The sequence below is a fragment of the Streptomyces sp. NPDC051909 genome (assembly GCF_040681095.1).
Taxonomy (GTDB): Bacteria; Actinomycetota; Actinomycetes; order Streptomycetales; family Streptomycetaceae; genus Streptomyces.
Map to the genome: position 1 here is coordinate 547547 of NZ_JBFAYA010000001.1, position 14915 is coordinate 562461.

17 protein-coding genes and 1 pseudogene are annotated in these 14915 nt (G+C 70.9%); 10 read left to right on the forward strand and 8 right to left on the reverse strand.

Annotated features, from left to right (window positions below; all coding sequences use genetic code 11):
- Window positions 1-82: 82 nt before the first annotated feature.
- The gene (locus AB0M18_RS02785) at window positions 83-1198 is read left to right on the forward strand and encodes a sensor domain-containing diguanylate cyclase (RefSeq protein ID WP_365754918.1); all 1116 of its coding nucleotides are present in this window, start codon (window positions 83-85) and stop codon (window positions 1196-1198) included.
- Here the strand turns inward: AB0M18_RS02785 and AB0M18_RS02790 are convergent.
- From AB0M18_RS02790 to AB0M18_RS02805, 4 genes are all read right to left on the reverse strand, one after another.
- Window positions 1176-1799 (reverse strand): hypothetical protein, encoded by a 624-nt coding sequence (locus AB0M18_RS02790; protein ID WP_365754920.1) that lies wholly within the window; start codon window positions 1797-1799, stop codon window positions 1176-1178. The genes AB0M18_RS02785 and AB0M18_RS02790 overlap by 23 nt on opposite strands.
- 417 nt (window positions 1800-2216) lie before the next feature.
- On the reverse strand, window positions 2217-3371 hold the full coding sequence (locus AB0M18_RS02795) for a methyltransferase domain-containing protein (RefSeq protein WP_365754922.1): 1155 nt from the start codon (window positions 3369-3371) through the stop codon (window positions 2217-2219).
- 6 nt (window positions 3372-3377) lie between these two features.
- Window positions 3378-3734, reverse strand: a complete 357-nt coding sequence (locus AB0M18_RS02800; protein ID WP_365754924.1) for a hypothetical protein — start codon at window positions 3732-3734, stop codon at window positions 3378-3380.
- Complete coding sequence (locus AB0M18_RS02805; RefSeq protein ID WP_365754926.1) at window positions 3731-4114, reverse strand: hypothetical protein; 384 nt, start codon at window positions 4112-4114, stop codon at window positions 3731-3733. Before AB0M18_RS02805 ends, AB0M18_RS02800 begins: the two co-directional genes overlap by 4 nt.
- 149 nt (window positions 4115-4263) lie before the next feature.
- On the opposite strand from AB0M18_RS02805, the gene AB0M18_RS02810 reads away from it, so the two are divergent.
- The 4 genes and pseudogenes from AB0M18_RS02810 to AB0M18_RS02825 all read left to right on the forward strand — a co-directional run bounded on the left by AB0M18_RS02810 (window position 4264) and on the right by AB0M18_RS02825 (window position 6690).
- On the forward strand, window positions 4264-4809 hold the full coding sequence (locus AB0M18_RS02810) for a UTRA domain-containing protein (protein WP_365754927.1): 546 nt from the start codon (window positions 4264-4266) through the stop codon (window positions 4807-4809).
- Window positions 4809-5600: a GntR family transcriptional regulator gene (locus AB0M18_RS02815; RefSeq protein WP_365754929.1), complete on the forward strand. Its 792-nt coding sequence runs from the start codon at window positions 4809-4811 to the stop codon at window positions 5598-5600. Before AB0M18_RS02810 ends, AB0M18_RS02815 begins: the two co-directional genes overlap by 1 nt.
- A 103-nt stretch (window positions 5601-5703) precedes the next feature.
- Window positions 5704-6330, forward strand: a complete 627-nt coding sequence (locus tag AB0M18_RS02820; protein WP_365754931.1) for a helix-turn-helix transcriptional regulator — start codon at window positions 5704-5706, stop codon at window positions 6328-6330.
- A gap of 89 nt (window positions 6331-6419) precedes the next feature.
- Window positions 6420-6690, forward strand: a pseudogene (locus AB0M18_RS02825) (VOC family protein).
- Window positions 6691-6704: 14 nt separating this feature from the next.
- Here the strand turns inward: AB0M18_RS02825 and AB0M18_RS02830 are convergent.
- Window positions 6705-6923, reverse strand: coding sequence for a hypothetical protein (locus AB0M18_RS02830; protein ID WP_365754933.1), 219 nt, complete (start codon window positions 6921-6923; stop codon window positions 6705-6707).
- A gap of 350 nt (window positions 6924-7273) precedes the next feature.
- Here AB0M18_RS02830 and hutH point away from each other — a divergent pair, with 350 nt between their 5' ends.
- On the forward strand, window positions 7274-8815 hold the full coding sequence (hutH, locus tag AB0M18_RS02835) for a histidine ammonia-lyase (RefSeq protein WP_365755041.1): 1542 nt from the start codon (window positions 7274-7276) through the stop codon (window positions 8813-8815).
- A 72-nt stretch (window positions 8816-8887) separates the two neighbouring features.
- Here the strand turns inward: hutH and AB0M18_RS02840 are convergent, their stop codons facing one another.
- Entirely contained in the window at window positions 8888-9163 is a 276-nt protein-coding gene (locus AB0M18_RS02840) for an LAETG motif-containing sortase-dependent surface protein (RefSeq protein ID WP_365754934.1), read from the reverse strand.
- A gap of 109 nt (window positions 9164-9272) precedes the next feature.
- Here AB0M18_RS02840 and AB0M18_RS02845 point away from each other — a divergent pair, with 109 nt between their 5' ends.
- On the forward strand, window positions 9273-9626 hold the full coding sequence (locus tag AB0M18_RS02845) for a hypothetical protein (RefSeq protein WP_365754936.1): 354 nt from the start codon (window positions 9273-9275) through the stop codon (window positions 9624-9626).
- A gap of 251 nt (window positions 9627-9877) precedes the next feature.
- Entirely contained in the window at window positions 9878-11149 is a 1272-nt protein-coding gene (locus tag AB0M18_RS02850) for an Ig-like domain-containing protein (RefSeq protein WP_365754938.1), read from the forward strand.
- A 125-nt stretch (window positions 11150-11274) separates the two neighbouring features.
- On the opposite strand, the gene AB0M18_RS02855 is transcribed toward AB0M18_RS02850, so the two are convergent.
- Entirely contained in the window at window positions 11275-12138 is an 864-nt protein-coding gene (locus tag AB0M18_RS02855; RefSeq protein ID WP_365754939.1) for a helix-turn-helix transcriptional regulator, read from the reverse strand.
- Between the two features lie 129 nt (window positions 12139-12267).
- Here AB0M18_RS02855 and AB0M18_RS02860 point away from each other — a divergent pair, with 129 nt between their 5' ends.
- Complete coding sequence (locus tag AB0M18_RS02860; RefSeq protein WP_365754941.1) at window positions 12268-13311, forward strand: NAD(P)-dependent alcohol dehydrogenase; 1044 nt, start codon at window positions 12268-12270, stop codon at window positions 13309-13311.
- A gap of 79 nt (window positions 13312-13390) precedes the next feature.
- The gene (locus tag AB0M18_RS02865; protein ID WP_365754943.1) at window positions 13391-13741 is read left to right on the forward strand and encodes a DUF1330 domain-containing protein; all 351 of its coding nucleotides are present in this window, start codon (window positions 13391-13393) and stop codon (window positions 13739-13741) included.
- A 4-nt stretch (window positions 13742-13745) separates the two neighbouring features.
- Here the strand turns inward: AB0M18_RS02865 and AB0M18_RS02870 are convergent, their stop codons facing one another.
- Entirely contained in the window at window positions 13746-14735 is a 990-nt protein-coding gene (locus AB0M18_RS02870; RefSeq protein ID WP_365754945.1) for an RNA polymerase sigma-70 factor, read from the reverse strand.
- Window positions 14736-14915: the final 180 nt, after the last annotated feature.

Sequence of the window (14915 nt, forward strand, 5' to 3'; positions counted from 1 at the left end):
AATTGCTCCCGATTTTCACCATATGTAACTTTCTGTGACGTCTCGGAAGGGAAAACGGATCAATCCTCCCTAAGCTGGAGGAATGGGTGAGGATGTGCGGCTGCGGGCCGTAGTGGCGCTGGCTCAGGCGATGGCGGCGGCGCACACTCCGCGGGAGTTCTGGCGGGCCGCCGCGCTGGGCGCCTGCGAGGGGCTCGGCGGCAGCTTCGCCGCGCTCTCCGTCTGGGAGCGGGACCACGGCCGGCTGAAGGTCCTGGTGAACGCCGGGTCGCGGGCGGAGGGGGAGGAGGAGTTCCCCGACGCCGAGACGTACCCGGTGCACCAGTTCCCGGAGATCACCGAGTTCCTGCACGAGCAGTGGGCGGGCGGCGGCGAGCCCGACGCCTGGGTCGAGACCGCCGACGACCGCGTCCCCACCGGCCGGGTCACCGGCCTTCGCCGGCGCGGGCGCGGCTGCTGCGTGGTCGCGCCGATCGTGCTGCACGGGCGGGCCTGGGGCGAGCTGTACGTGGCCCGGCCGGCGGGCGCGGCGCCCTTCGACCGCGAAGACGCCCAGTTCGCCACCGTGCTCGCCGCCGTCGTGGCGGCGGGCATCGCCCAGGCCGAGCGCCTGGAGGAGGTCCGCAAACTGGCCTTCACGGACCCGCTGACCGGCCTCGCCAACCGCCGGGCGGTCGATGCCCGGCTCGACGAGGCGATCGAGCGTTACCGCGAGGACGGCTCTGTGGTGAGCCTCCTCGTCTGCGACCTCAACGGCCTCAAGCGCGTCAACGACACCCACGGCCACGCGGTCGGCGACCGCCTGCTCGAACGGTTCGGCTCCGTCCTCTCCCGCTGCGGCGCCATGCTCCCGGGCGCCCTCGCGGCCCGCCTCGGCGGCGACGAGTTCTGCCTGCTGTCGGTCGGCCCGACGGCCGACGAGGTCGTCGCCGTCGCCGAGGAACTGTGCGTACGGGCCGCGGAGCTGGAGCTCGGCGAGGGCGTCGCCTGCGGCGTCGCCTCCACCGGCGACCCCATCGGCCCCCTCAAGTCCGCCCGCCGCCTCTTCCGCCTCGCCGACGCCGCCCAGTACCAGGCGAAGGCCGCCCGCTCGGTGAAACCGGTCGTGGCCGGCCGCGACGGCACGGTGATCCGCCTGGCGGACGCCCCGCCGGGGGCGCGGGACCGGAGGAGGTTCAGGGACGCGCCGCCGGTGTGAGGGAGGGGGTGCACAGGTCGCACAGCGTCTCGTCGCCGACGGGCCGGAAGAGTCTGGTGTGGTCGTGCCCGCCGCCTTCGCATTCCCGCATCGCGGCGATCCGGGCGGAGAGCCGGGGGCCGGTGGGCGGTGGGGGCTGCGGGGGCTGCGGGGGCTGTGGGAGCGCCACGGGTGGGACCTCGCGCAGGAGGTACCGGACGAGTCCGCCGGGTCGGTGTACGGGCGTGCCGCCGCCGGGCAGGCTGCGGAGGATGTGGGCGTGGACGTCGGCGGGGGTGTGTCCGGCGGCGAGCCAGGCGGCGGCGAGGCGGGCGAGTTCGTCGCGCATGCCGGGTGGGATGTGCCGGAGGGCGGGGGAGAGGAGGTGGAGCGTGCCGATGAGGGCGCGGGCCTCTTCGGGGACGTCGTTCGGCTCGGGATCCGGCTCGGGCGGACGGTTGGAGGTGTCTGCGGCAGGGTCTTGCTTTGGATGACCGTCGGTGGGCGGGGGTGTCGGCTCACCGACGGCCGGATTCACGGGACTCGGTGGGGTGACGTTGGGGGCGGGTGTCCGCCCGAGCAGCTTGGCGGCCTCGCCCTCGGTCAACGGCCGGTTGGACACGAGCTGTTGGGTGACCCATCGCCCACCGGGCCCTTGCACTCGCCGTTCGTGGACGAAGCCTTCTTCCTTCAGTTGTCGCTTCGCCCGGGTGAACGCGCATGCCCCGATCCGGGCACGTTCGGCCGTTCGGGACAATGACTCACGAGCCCCGTCGGGAAGGGAAAGCTGCCAGGTCAGAAGCCGTACGGCGTCGGAGCTGAGGCGTGGATGCCGGATGAGCTCGTGGGAGAACTGGGTGAAGCCGCGCGAGGGCGCGATAAAGTGCCGGTACATCACTGGTGGAGTCGCTTTCCACTGGTGGTCGAGGCCCTCGCTGATGGTTCCAGCCATCGCGGGGGCCGATTTGTTTGAACCGTACCGCACGGAGAGTGGCGATATGAACGCATCAAGTGAATATGCCACTTGTGGGTGACCGCCCTAGCGATCCAGCCAGAGCGTCTGCGCTGCCCCCGACCCCACGGTCAGCCCGAACCGCCCGAACCCGGGCCGCCCTTCCCGCACCCACCACTCGTACGCCGCCTCCGTCTCGTTCCACAGCCGCCGAGGCCCGGCCTGCACGACCTCGAACTCCCTTGCGCCAGGCTCGAAGTCGGCTGAGGCCCACGACTCCGTGTCGTCTGCGTCGTACGTCCACAGCGTGTACGCGCCCTCGTCGTACCGCTCGACCGTCCAGAACGCGCCGGGCACGCGCAGCCCGATCACGAACTGCTCCAGCCACCCGCCGACTTCGGCGGGTGACAGCGTCGTCGTGCTCCGGACGCCGTCCGCCGGCCATGCCCTCCCTTTGAAGTAGGCGTCATGCGGAGGTGGTTCGGCGCGCTGCTGGCGGAGTCGCATGAACGCGCTGGAGCGGGTGAAGTGCCCACTCGCGGTCCCGTCCTCGCGGACGGTGAGCCGGACGATGGCTTCGCCGCCGTAGGTCGTGCCCCAGGGGGCGACGATGAGCCCGCCGGGGGCCGTCTGCTCGATCCAGGCGGTTGGGACCTCGCCGATGGAGCAGGTGGCGATGACCCGGTCGTAAGGTCCGCCGCTCGCGTATCCGTTCCGTCCGTCTCCGGTGATCAACAGGGGCGAGAGCCCGGCCGCTCGCAGATGCCCGGCGGCCATGCGTGACACCTCGGGGTCGTACTCGACCGAGACGACGCGACCCGACGACCCGAGCCGGTGGGAGAGCAGCCCGGCGTTCCAGCCCGTACCGGTGCCGATCTCCAGGACCTTGTGCCCGTCCCGGACGTGGAGATCGGCCAACATCGCGCAGACCATGCTCGGTTGTGAGCTGCTGCTCGACGGGCGGGTGCCGAGGGAATCCCCGGTGTGCGCGCCGTCGTCCCACTGGGTGGTCAGCGGGATGTCGGAGTAGACGGCCTTCCGCCAGCCGGCGGGGTCGGCGGCGCGGTCCACCATGGCCGTCTGGCGGGTGCCGTCCGCGATCCCCGGCCAGATCCGGTCGGGTACGAATAGCTCCCGCGGGGCGGCCTCGAAGGCGGGCAGCCACTCGGGCCGCAGAGCGCCGGAGGCGACGAGCGCGGAGGCGAGCTCCGAGGGGCCCGCCTCCTCCGTACGCGCGTACACCGGCGGCTACTTCGCGGGCCCGGAACCGTCGGACGGATTCCCACCGCTCGTCTCCGAGCCCCCGCCCCCGTGCCCGCGTCCGCTGCTGCTGTCGTCCTGCTGGCTGCCGCCCTGCCCGCTGCCGGTACCGCCCCCGTGCTTCGCCATGTCGTGCACTCCGTTCGTGTTGATGACTCGTACAGCCCCGCGCGGGGTCAGGCTCTGACGTTCCTCCGGGCTCGCCGTCCAGCACTGACTGACGGCCGCCTCCCAGGTGTGCCCACTGGGGCGGACCAGGATGACGGAGTCCCCGTGCACACAGTGCACCTTCCCCGTCAGGGCGCGGGCCGCGTCCGTCACGATGTCGCCCGTCCGGTACCTCACCGCGACCGCCGCCCTGCGTGCAGCACGGCCGCCAACCGCTTGGCCGCCCCCACGGACACGACCCCGAGCCCGTACGCGTGCGTGTCGCCGCCCGGCCCCCGCGTCACGTCGCGATACAGGCCGTTCGCGGGGAGGCCGGCGCCTTCCATGGCGGCCTTGAGCTCACGGAAGACCTGGGCGGCCTCGGCCTCCGAGACGGGCCGGATGAGGGGCCGTGCGTGCCCGGGCCCTTCGCTGTCCTCGACCCATCGGTCGAGGAACCTCTCCCATCCGGCTTCAGCGCGAGCGCGCAGGGCCGGGCTCAGACCGGTCGGCGGTACGGGAGCCTCGTGCCGCTGTTCGTTGGAGTCAGGAGTTCGGTGGGGGAGTGGCTTGTGCATGGAGGCCTTCTTCCCTGTGGTGACCGTGTTTTCCACGCAACGCACCTTAGGGGCAAGTGGCTGTAAGCGGCAAGCACTTAAGGTCTCGCTCTTGGTCGACGGGACGAGCAAGTAAGGTCGCCCACAACGAGTCAGCTGGAGGTACGAGCATGTCGGGCGATGCGTGGATCAGTGAGACCGAGCCGTACCTGGCTCCACGCGACCCTGGCCAGAGCGATGCATGGACCGAGGAGGCCGGCCGCCGGGGGCGTCGTGGCGGTCAACGTCTCCTCCAGGCGGGCGAAGTGGAGGCCCCCGACGTCGTCCGTGCGGCTCTGCGACTCCCTGCCGGTGAGCGCGTGATCGTCAGGCGTCGGCTGATCCTGCTCGATGACCGGCCCGTAGAGCTGGCCGACTCGTACTACCCCGTCTCCATCGCGGGTGGCACGCCACTCGCGGAACAGCGCAAAGTGCCCGGCGGTGCGGTCACTCTGCTCAAGGAGCTGGGATACACCGGCGCCGACGTGGTGGAGGACGTGAGCGCTGACCTCGCCAGTGCGGATGAGTGCGAGCTCTTGGGCCTGCCTGAGGGAAGTGCCGTCCTGCGTCTGCTCCGTCTGACCCGGACCGCCGACGGGACTCCGATGGAGGCCTCCCTCATGACCATGCCGGATGGCAGGCATCTCACGTATCGGCTCGGGAAGCAGGGCGTGTGATGGCGAAGGAGTTCAAGGATCCGCGATCGCCGCACCAGAAGATCGCAGCGGAGATCCGACGCCGGATCACCCGAGGAGACCTCCCTCCGGGCAGCAAGCTGGGGTCGACGGCCGAGCTGATGGAGGAGTTCGGCGGCGTGGCCAACACGACCGTCCAGAAGGCCCTCCAGATGTTGAAGGCGGAGGGGCTTCTCGAAGGACTCCCTGGTAAGGGCGTGTACGTGCAGCAGCACGCGCAGCAGGTCGTCGAGCCGATCGCCTACATGCAGTCGGCCGCACCGGGCGAGCCTTACCCGTGGGTGTCCGAGGCCGTGAAGCGGCAGCAGGTCGGCAGGTCGCAACTGCTCGATGTCGAAGTCGTCTTCCCGCCGAGGGAAGTGGCCGAAGCCCTGCGGCTGGAGAACGGCGAACGAGCCGTGCTCCGCAGGCAGATCCTGTTCCTGGACGAGGAGCCGACAGAACTCGCGAGGTCGTACTACCCGCTGAGTCTGGTCGAAGGCACGGCGATCCTGGAGAAGAGGCGGATTCGCGGCGGTACGCCGGCGCTGCTCGATTCGATGGGCTTTCCGCCGCGGGAGTTCGTGGACGAGCTGTCGTCGGAGATCCCGACGGAGGAAGAGGCCGTCGCCCTGGAGCTGCCGAAGGACATGCCGGTTCTGGTCGCCTTCCGGGTGGTCTACTCCGATGGCGGGCGTCCGATCGAGGTCACGCTGATGACGAAGGCCGCGCACCGGTACCGCATGCGGTACCGGCTGTCCGTGGATGAGCGATCTCCCGCCGGGGGTCGGTAGGAGATTCGTTTCCCCGCATCAAGAGCGAGCTCACCGCCACTCCTGCCGCCGACCGCCCTCCTCGCGAGATCGCTCTGTCGTGGGCTGGTGGGAGAGTGCGGCCATGGAGATTGCCAACCGCACGCTGACGGCCGACGTGATCGCGGCGCTGACGTACTGGCCCGGCATCATCTGGGGAGGTCAGAAGAATCCTCCGGATCCGGTGGATGTCGGTGTTCTGCCCCCTTTCTTCAACGAGGTGCTGCGGGACCTTCCCTGGTGGAACCGCGACTGGAAGGTCAGCCACGTCGAGCCCGGTCTTCCCCTGGATACCGGGAGTGATCATCACGGTCACCTTTCGACGTTCATCGAGGTGTCAGTGCCGGGCGCGGTCGGTTCCGGCGCTGATGAGAGCCTGCCCTTCGTCGCGAAGGTCGGGTTCGCGGGTGACCGCCTGATCCGCTTTGAAGCCAAGGTCGGCGACGTGATCCTCGGTCCGGCCGTTGCCCCTGCCGGGCAGCTGGAGCCGCATCCGTTCGCGAGGGCGCTCACCGGGTTGATGGACCTGCGCGGGATTTCAGTCCGGGTGATGGCAAGGGAAACCGGGCGATCGATGTCCACCGTCCACATGCTTCGCAGCGGAAGGCTCAACCCCAAGCCGATTCTTGTCCAGGAGGTCGCCAAGGTCCTGGGCATGTCCGAAGCGGACGTCAGAGTCGTCGCCGGCCTCGACGACGGCAGTTCGCAGTAGCTGGGGGCGGCGGCGTCGCGACGTGGTGTCGGGACTGCGCCACGTGGTGCGCGCCGCGACCTGCGTCGCGGTCGGCCGGACGCTGCGCCTTGCCCGTATGGTGCGCGGTCCTGGACTTCAAGGTCATCGACCGGAGCGAGGACAAGGTCGAGATCGGCTCCTGGGAGCCGACCGTCGAGGAGGTCCGGGCCCGGCGGATGGCGCCCACCGTGGTGTTCATCCGGGTGCCCGAGGGCAAGGCGGTGCCGAAGAACCGGCGCCGCCACGGTCGACGTGGGCCAGGGCCCCGGCCGGAGCTGGGTGCCCATGGCGGACCCAGAGGGCAACGAGTTCTGCGTCCTGCGCACCCTCGCGCACTGAGGCGCGGAAGGGCCTCAGGGGCGGCGGTGGTGAGCGTCGCCGGCCGTGGGCGGCGCGTTGTGCACGCTCCTGGCGTTGAAGGAAACACGGTTCTGTGCTGCCTGTATACGGGCCTGCTCCTCGACCCGGAGTCCCTCGGCGGTCTCCGTCGGGCGCCCGTTGCGGCGCAGGAGCGTGACGATCAGCAGCAGGCACAGGCCGCCCAGAACACCGAAGAACACCACGAACGCCATTGTTGCCTCCCCGTATCGGCGTGATCCGAGTATGAGTGCCCTCCCGATGCCCGGCCATGCCCTCCCCGGCCGGGCGTACGGCGACTTCGCGCCAAGGCCCGGGCCCGGGCGGCCCCGGGCCGTATGCGCGCCGACCCCTCCGGCGGCGCCCGCTGCGCCGCCGGGCGCCCCGCACGTCAGACTGGAATCGCTCTCTCCGCCCGTACCTCCGCCCGCTCCCGCGCCCGAGCGCCCGCTCTCTCGCCCCCCGCCTCCGCCCCGTGCCCGTAAGGGGCCCATCGCCGCCGGACCGATGACGAAGTCACCTAGTGACAGGTCGCTCTTCAATCCGTAAGGTTCTGAATATGGATATGCAGACTGTCGTCCTTGGGACGTCCGGCACCACCCCGCAGGACGTCGTCGACGTCGCCCGCCACGGCGCGCGCGTCGAGCTGTCATCCGACGCCGTCCAGGCGCTCGCCGCCGCCCGCGCCACCGTGGACGCGCTCGCCGCCAAGCCCGAGCCGGTGTACGGCGTCTCCACCGGCTTCGGCGCCCTCGCCACCCGGCACATCGGGCATGACCTGCGCACCCAGCTGCAGCGCAACATCGTCCGCTCGCACGCCGCCGGCATGGGCCCGCGGGTCGAGCGCGAGGTCGTCCGCGCGCTGATGTTCCTGCGGCTCAAGACCGTCGCCTCCGGCTACACCGGCGTCCGCCCCGAGGTCGCCCAGACCATGGCCGACGTGCTCAACGCCGGCATCACCCCGGTCGTCCACGAGTACGGCTCCCTCGGCTGCTCCGGCGACCTCGCCCCGCTCTCCCACTGCGCGCTCGCGCTCATGGGCGAGGGCGACGCCGAGGGCCCCGACGGCGAGGTGAAGCCGGCCGGCGAGCTGCTCGCCGCCGCCGGCATCGAGCCGGTCGAGCTCCGCGAGAAGGAGGGCCTCGCCCTCCTCAACGGCACCGACGGCATGCTCGGCATGCTGATCATGGCCCTCGCCGACCTCGACAACCTCTACAAGTCGGCCGACGTCACCGCCGCCCTCTCCCTGGAGGCCCTGCTCGGCACCGAGAAGGTTCTCGAACCCGAGCTGCACACCGTCCGCCCGCACCCCGGCCAGGGCGCCTCCGCCGCCAACATGCTCGCCGTCCTCAAGGGCTCCGAGCTCACCGGCCACTACCAGAGCGGCGAGGCCCCCCGGGTCCAGGACGCCTACTCGGTGCGCTGCGCCCCGCAGGTCGCCGGCGCCGGCCGCGACACCATGGCGCACGCCCGCCTGGTCGCCGAGCGCGAGCTCGCCGCCTCCGTCGACAACCCGATCGTGCTGCCCAGCGGAGAGGTCCGCTCCAACGGCAACTTCCACGGCGCCCCCGTCGCGTACGTCCTCGACTTCCTCGCCATCGCCGCCGCCGACCTCGGCTCCATCGCCGAGCGCCGCACCGACCGGCTGCTCGACAAGAACCGCTCGCACGGCCTGCCGCCCTTCCTCGCCGACGACGCCGGCGTGGACTCGGGCCTGATGATCGCCCAGTACACGCAGGCCGCCCTGGTCAGCGAGATGAAGCGGCTCGCCGTCCCGGCCTCCGCCGACTCCATCCCGTCCTCGGCGATGCAGGAGGACCACGTCTCCATGGGCTGGTCCGCAGCCCGCAAGCTGCGCAGCGCGATCGACAACCTCACCCGGATCATCGCCGTCGAGCTCTACGCCGCCACCCGCGGCATCGAGCTGCGCCACGGCCTGAGCCCGGCCCCGGCCTCCGCCGCCGCCATCGAGGCGCTGCGCGCCGCCGGTGTCGCCGGTCCCGGGCCGGATCGTTTCCTCGCGCCCGACCTGGCCGCCGCCGACGCCTTCGTACGGGCCGGCCGCCTGGTCGCCGCCGTCGAGCCGGTCACCGGCCCCCTGGCGTAACCCCGAGAGTCAGGTAAGGGCCGCCCCCGTCCGACGGGGGCGGCCCTTCGCCGTACGTCCACGCTCACGGCCTCAGGAGGCCCGGCCGCCCCGGCGCATCGCCAGCGTCACGAAACCGGCCCCCACGCCCAGGAACAGCGTCCCGCCGAGCAGATACGGAGTGGTGCTCGGGCCGCCCGTCTCGGCGAGCCGCGTCGTGGCCCCGGTCTCCTCCGCCGCGGCGGACTGCGTGGTGGCGCCGTCTCTGCCCTGCTCCCCGGTGGCGTTCGCGTTCGGCACGAACCACAGCGCGCAGAGCAGTGTCCCGGCGGCGGTGGCGGTGAGCAGCGGGCGTCGAGCGACGGACACGGGTATTCGATCCCCCTTGCGGAAACCGCGAATTGGTAGGTGCGCTGATGGTATTGAACACCGCGGGTCGCGGGAAACCCGAGGCCCTCCCGCGCTCTACGCTCCGCCCATGAGCACTTCCGAGACATCACGTTATGTACGTCTTCGGGTCGATCTCGTCCTGGAGATCGACGGGCCCGCCGAGGTCACCGAGGCCGCGCTCGGCCGGATCGACGCCGACACCTCCATGCCGGAGGAGGAGCGGACCCACGCCCGCGCCGCCGTCGCCGAGGACAGCGCGGAGGCCCTCGCGTATCTCGTCGAGCCCTTCGACGTGGTCGCCGGCGTGCCCGGCGTCGACCTCGTCCAGGCCTCCTGGAGCACCGAGGAGGTCGACTACGACCCCGATGCGAAGGAGTGGGACCTCGACGACGAAGATGAGGGGTGGGAAGACGACGACGAACCGGCGCGCGCCGACGACTGACCGGCGCCACGGCCGCCCCTGAGGGGCCCCAGGACGCCGGCGGCCCGGCGTCCCGGGGCCTTTTTCGCGTCCACGCACTCTTTTCCGGCCCTTTGCCGGGGTAGGGGAGCGGGTCGGGAACCGAACGCTCCGCCGGGACGTGTGGATCAGTGGGCGTGTGGATCAGTGGTGTTCCCCACATACCCGCCGGTTATGGAACCGGACGGGTTCTCATGGGTGTTTCAGTGGGAAATGGCAGGTAGTCGGCGACGATGGAGAAGCGTGTGATGACGGACGGCAAGCGCCGTAAGAGCCTGGCGGCCGCCGCCGCGGTGCTCGGCGGCGTGCTGGTGCTCTCGGCGTGCAGCGACAGCGACAAGGGCGGCAGTGCCGCCGACGCCTCGCAGAGCGCCCAGTCGCAGGCCCAGGTCGACGAGGCCGCCGCGCAGAAGACCTCCAAGGCGCAGATCACCATCACGCCCAAGAACGGCGCCCAGAACGCGTCGATCAACGACGACGCCAAGGTCGCCGTCACCGACGGCAAGCTCACCGAGGTCACCATGACCTCGGCCGAGGGCAAGACCGTCGAGGGGCGGATATCGGCCGACGGGCTGAGCTGGAAGCCCACCGGCCAGCTGGAGCGCGGCACGGTCTACAAGATCGCCGCCACCGCCCAGGACGCCGACGGCCTGGAGGCGCACGAGAACGCCTCCTTCACCACCGTCACCAAGGCCAACAGCTTCATCGGCAACTTCACGCCGGAGGACGGCTCGACGGTCGGCGTCGGCATGCCCGTCTCGATCAACTTCAACAAGGCGATCACCGACAAGAAGGCCGTGCAGGGCGGCATCACCGTCAGCTCCAGCTCCGGCCAGGAGGTCGTCGGCCACTGGTTCAACTCGACGCGGCTCGACTTCCGCCCGGAGAGCTACTGGACCGAGGGCTCCACGGTCACCCTGAAGCTCGACCTCGACGGCGTCGAGGGTGCGAACGGCGTCTTCGGCGTCCAGCAGAAGACCGTCACCTTCAAGATCGGCCGCAATCAGGTCTCCACGGTCGACGTGAAGACCAAGACGATGACCGTCACGCAGGACGGCCGCACGATCAAGACCATCCCGATCTCCGCCGGTTCCCCGGACAACACCACCTACAACGGCCAGATGGTGATCTCCGAGAAGTTCAAGGAGACCCGGATGAACGGCGCCACCGTCGGCTTCACCGACGACGACGGCAAGGGCGAGTACGACATCAAGGACGTGCCGCACGCCATGCGCCTGTCCACCTCCGGCACCTTCATCCACGGCAACTACTGGGGTGCCCGCTCCATCTTCGGCAGCGTCAACACCAGCCACGGCTGTGTGGGCCTCGCCGACGTCAAGGGCGCCGGCGACCCGAACCAGCAGGCCGCCTGGCTGTTCAACAACTCGATCGTCGGTGACGTCGTCGTCGTCAAGAACTCCGCCGACAAGACGATCGCCCCCGACAACGGCCTCAACGGCTGGAACATGAGCTGGTCGGCCTGGAAGGCCGGTTCCGCGGTCTGATCCGCCCGTACAGCACGCGAAAGGCGGCCCCCTCGTTCCGACGAGGGGGCCGTCGCGTCATTCCGGCCTTCCCGTCATTCCGGCCTTCCCGTCATTCCGGCCTTCCCGTCATTCCGGCCGTCGCGTCATTTCCGTACGTCCACGGGCTCGTCCACACCCCACTGCGCGAGCAGCCGCAGCGCGTCCGCCGACGGCGAGCCCGGCTCCGCGTGGTACGTCACGAGCACCAGGTCCGGGTCGTCGCCGGACACCTTCAGCGACTCGTACTGCAGCGTCATCTCGCCCACCAGCGGATGCCGCAGCCGCTTCATGCCGTGGCCCTTGTCCGTCACCGTGTGCGCGGCCCACAGCGAGCGGAACTCCTCGCTCCTGACCGACAGTTCGCCCACCAGGGACAGCAGCTCCTGATCGTCCGGGTGCAGCCCCGCGTACAGCCGCAGGATGCTCACCACCTCGACCGCCTTGCACTCCCAGTCCACGTACAGATCACGGGCGTTCGGGTCGAGGAACACCATCCGCGCCATGTTCCGCTCGTGCGGCTCCCAGGCCGGGAAGTCGCCCATGAGCGCCCGCGCCATCCGGTTCCACGCCAGGAGGTCGAGGCGTCGGCCGACGAGGAAGGCCGGCACCCCCTCCAGCGCGTCGAGCAGGTGCGCGAGGCCCGGCCGGACCTGCTGCGGGCGGTTGGCCGCCCGCTGCCGCTTCTTCACGGTCGGCTTCGCCAGGTGGGTCAGATGCGCCCGCTCGGTGTCGCTGAGCCGCAGCGCCCGCGCGATCGAGTCCAGGACCTCCATGGACACGTTCTTGCCGTTGCCCTGCTCAAGACGCGTGTAGTACGCCACCGAGACCCCGGCCAGCTGCGCCAGCTCCTCCCGGCGCAGGCCCGGCACCCGGCGGTGCCGCCCGAACTCCGGCAGCCCGACGTCCTGCGGCTTCAGCCGGGCCCGGCGGGTGCGGAGGAATTCGCTGAGTTCGGAGCTGAGGTCCATACCTCCCCAGTATTCCCGTTCGCGGCCGGGACCGGACATCCGTTCCTGACCCTGCCAGTGGTAGGCACACGGGTCGTAGGCAGAACAGTGGTCTGGGTGAGTCCGGAATCCTTCGGCAGTCTTGCCGGCATGACCACCCACGTTTCCGCCATCGCCGCCCCCGCCCCCGACGCCCCGCTCGCGCGCACCACCGTGCCGCGCCGCGCCGTCGGCGAGCACGACGTGCTCATCGAGATCAGGTTCGCGGGCATCTGCCACTCCGACATCCACCAGGCCCACAACGGCTGGGGAGAGGGCATCTTCCCGATGGTGCCGGGCCACGAGATCGCCGGCATCGTCACCGAGGTCGGCCCCGGCGTGACCAGGCACCAGGTCGGCGACCGGGTCGGCGTCGGCTGCTTCGTCGACTCCTGCCGCGAGTGCGAGTACTGCGAGCAGGGCCTGGAGCAGTACTGCGTCACGGGCGGCACCGCCACGTACAACAGCATCGACAAGGACGGCGAGCCGACCTACGGCGGCTACTCCACCCACATCGTCGTCGACGAGAACTACACCCTGCGCATCCCCGAGGGCATCCCGCTGGACGCCGCCGCCCCGCTGCTGTGCGCCGGCGTCACCCTCTACTCGCCGCTCGCCCACTGGCAGGCCGGCCCCGGCAAGAAGGTCGCCATCGTCGGCCTCGGCGGCCTCGGCCACATGGGCGTCAAGATCGCCCACGCGCTCGGCGCCGAGGTGACCGTGCTCAGCCAGTCGCTGAAGAAGCAGGAGGACGCCCTCAAGCTGGGCGCCGACCACTACTACGCCACCAGCGACCCGGAGACCTTCACGGCCCTGCGCGGCAGCTTCGACCTCGTGATCTCCACGGTCTCCGCGCCGCTGAACTTCGACGCCTACCTCAGCCTCGTCAAGACCGACGGCGCCCTGGTCAACGTCGGCGCCCCGGAGGAGCCGGTCAAGGTCGGCCTCTTCTCCCTCATCGGCGGCCGCAAGACGCTGGCCGGCTCGATGATCGGCGGCATCAAGGAGACCCAGGAGATGCTGGACTTCTGCGCCGAGCACGGCCTGGGCGCCGAGATCGAGCTGATCACCGCCGACCAGGTCAACGAGGCGTACGCGCGCGTGGAGGCCTCCGACGTGCGGTACCGCTTCGTGATCGACGCGTCGACGATCTGATCGTCCTCCGCTGTGCCGTCGCCGGGGCATGACCTCCGGGGTAATCGACCCCGGAGCCGTGCCCCGGCACGCTGTTCCCATGACCGCATACGCCATCGGAAACCTGCACCCGAAGCCCGTCCTCGACGAGGAGGTCTTCGACTACATGGAGCGCATCCAGGACACCCTGGACCCCTTCGGCGGGCGCTTCCTCGTCCACGGCGCGCCCGAGCGCGAGGTGCGCGAGGGCAGCTGGCCCGGCGCCGTCGTGATCATCGGCTTCCCGACGTACGAGGACGCCCGCGGCTGGTACGACTCCGCCGCCTACCAGGAGCTGATCCCGCTGCGCACCCGCCACATGAACGGCGACGTGCTGCTGATCGACGGCGTGCCCGAGGGATACGAGGTCGCCGCCACCGGAGCCCGGCTGCGCGCCGCGGCCCGGCCCTGAGGGCTCAGCGCTCCCGGGGCTCCCGCTGCCGGCGCCGCTCCGCGCGCTGCCGCCGCTGGATCTCCTCGGCGACCTGCCAGCCGTCCGCCACCGGCCCGACGTGGTCGAGCTTGTCGGGATTGGTGATCGAGCGGACCGTCCGGACCTGCCCGTCGAGCACGTCCAGGGACCAGATGAACAGCACCCGGCCGTCCCGGTCCCGGAACACCGCGCCCGGGCGCCCGTTGACCTCGCGCGCCTCGAAGGACGCGTCCACCAGGGACAGCCGGCCGATGTACGAGGTGAGCAGCCGGGCCACCGGCTCCGCGCCGACCAGCGTCCGCGACAGCGCCGGAGCCTTGCCGCCGCCGTCCCCGACGAGCTGGACGTCGGCGGAGAGCAGCGCCCGCAGCCCGTCCACCTCGCCCGCCTGCAGGGCGTCGAAGAACCGCGCCGCCAGCTCCTCCCGCTCGACCCGGTCCGCCTCGAACCTGGCCTGCCCGGCCGCCATGTGCCGCCGCGCCCGCACGGCCAGCTGCCGGCAGGCCGCCTCCGAACGGTCCACCGCCTCCGCCACCTCGGGAAACCCGAAGCCGAACACCTCGCGCAGCACGAACACCGCCCGCTCCAGCGGACTCAGCCGCTCCAGGAGCAGCAGCGCCGCCATCGACACCGAGTCGGCCAGCTCGGCCGCGCGCTCCGGATCCTCGTACGGATCGGACAGCAGCGGCTCCGGCAGCCAGTCCCCGACGTACTGCTCGCGCCGCACCCGGGCCGAGCGCAGCACGTCGATCGAGATCCGGGTGACGGTCGCGGACAGAAAGGCCTTGGGCGAGACGGGCGGGTTCGGCGCGGTGGCATAGCGCAGCCAGGTCTCCTGCACGGCGTCCTCGGCCTCGCCGACACTGCCGAGGATCCGGTACGCGATGGAGAACAGCAGCGGCCGCAGTCCCTCGAAGACCCGTACCTCCTCGGCCTGTGCCGCCGGCTCCGTGCTCCCGCTCGCCCCGCTCATCCCGGCTCCTCCTCGCCCACGCACACCGTTCGCCCCCACTCTTCCCCAGAGGTGACGAGACGGCCCGGCGGTCTGTGACATCCCTCCGGGAGCGGGCGCCGCCGACGACGGCCCTGGTGCTGATGCGCCGGTCAGCCGACCCGGCCGACCACCGCGCCTTCCGCGCGGTCGTCGCCGTCG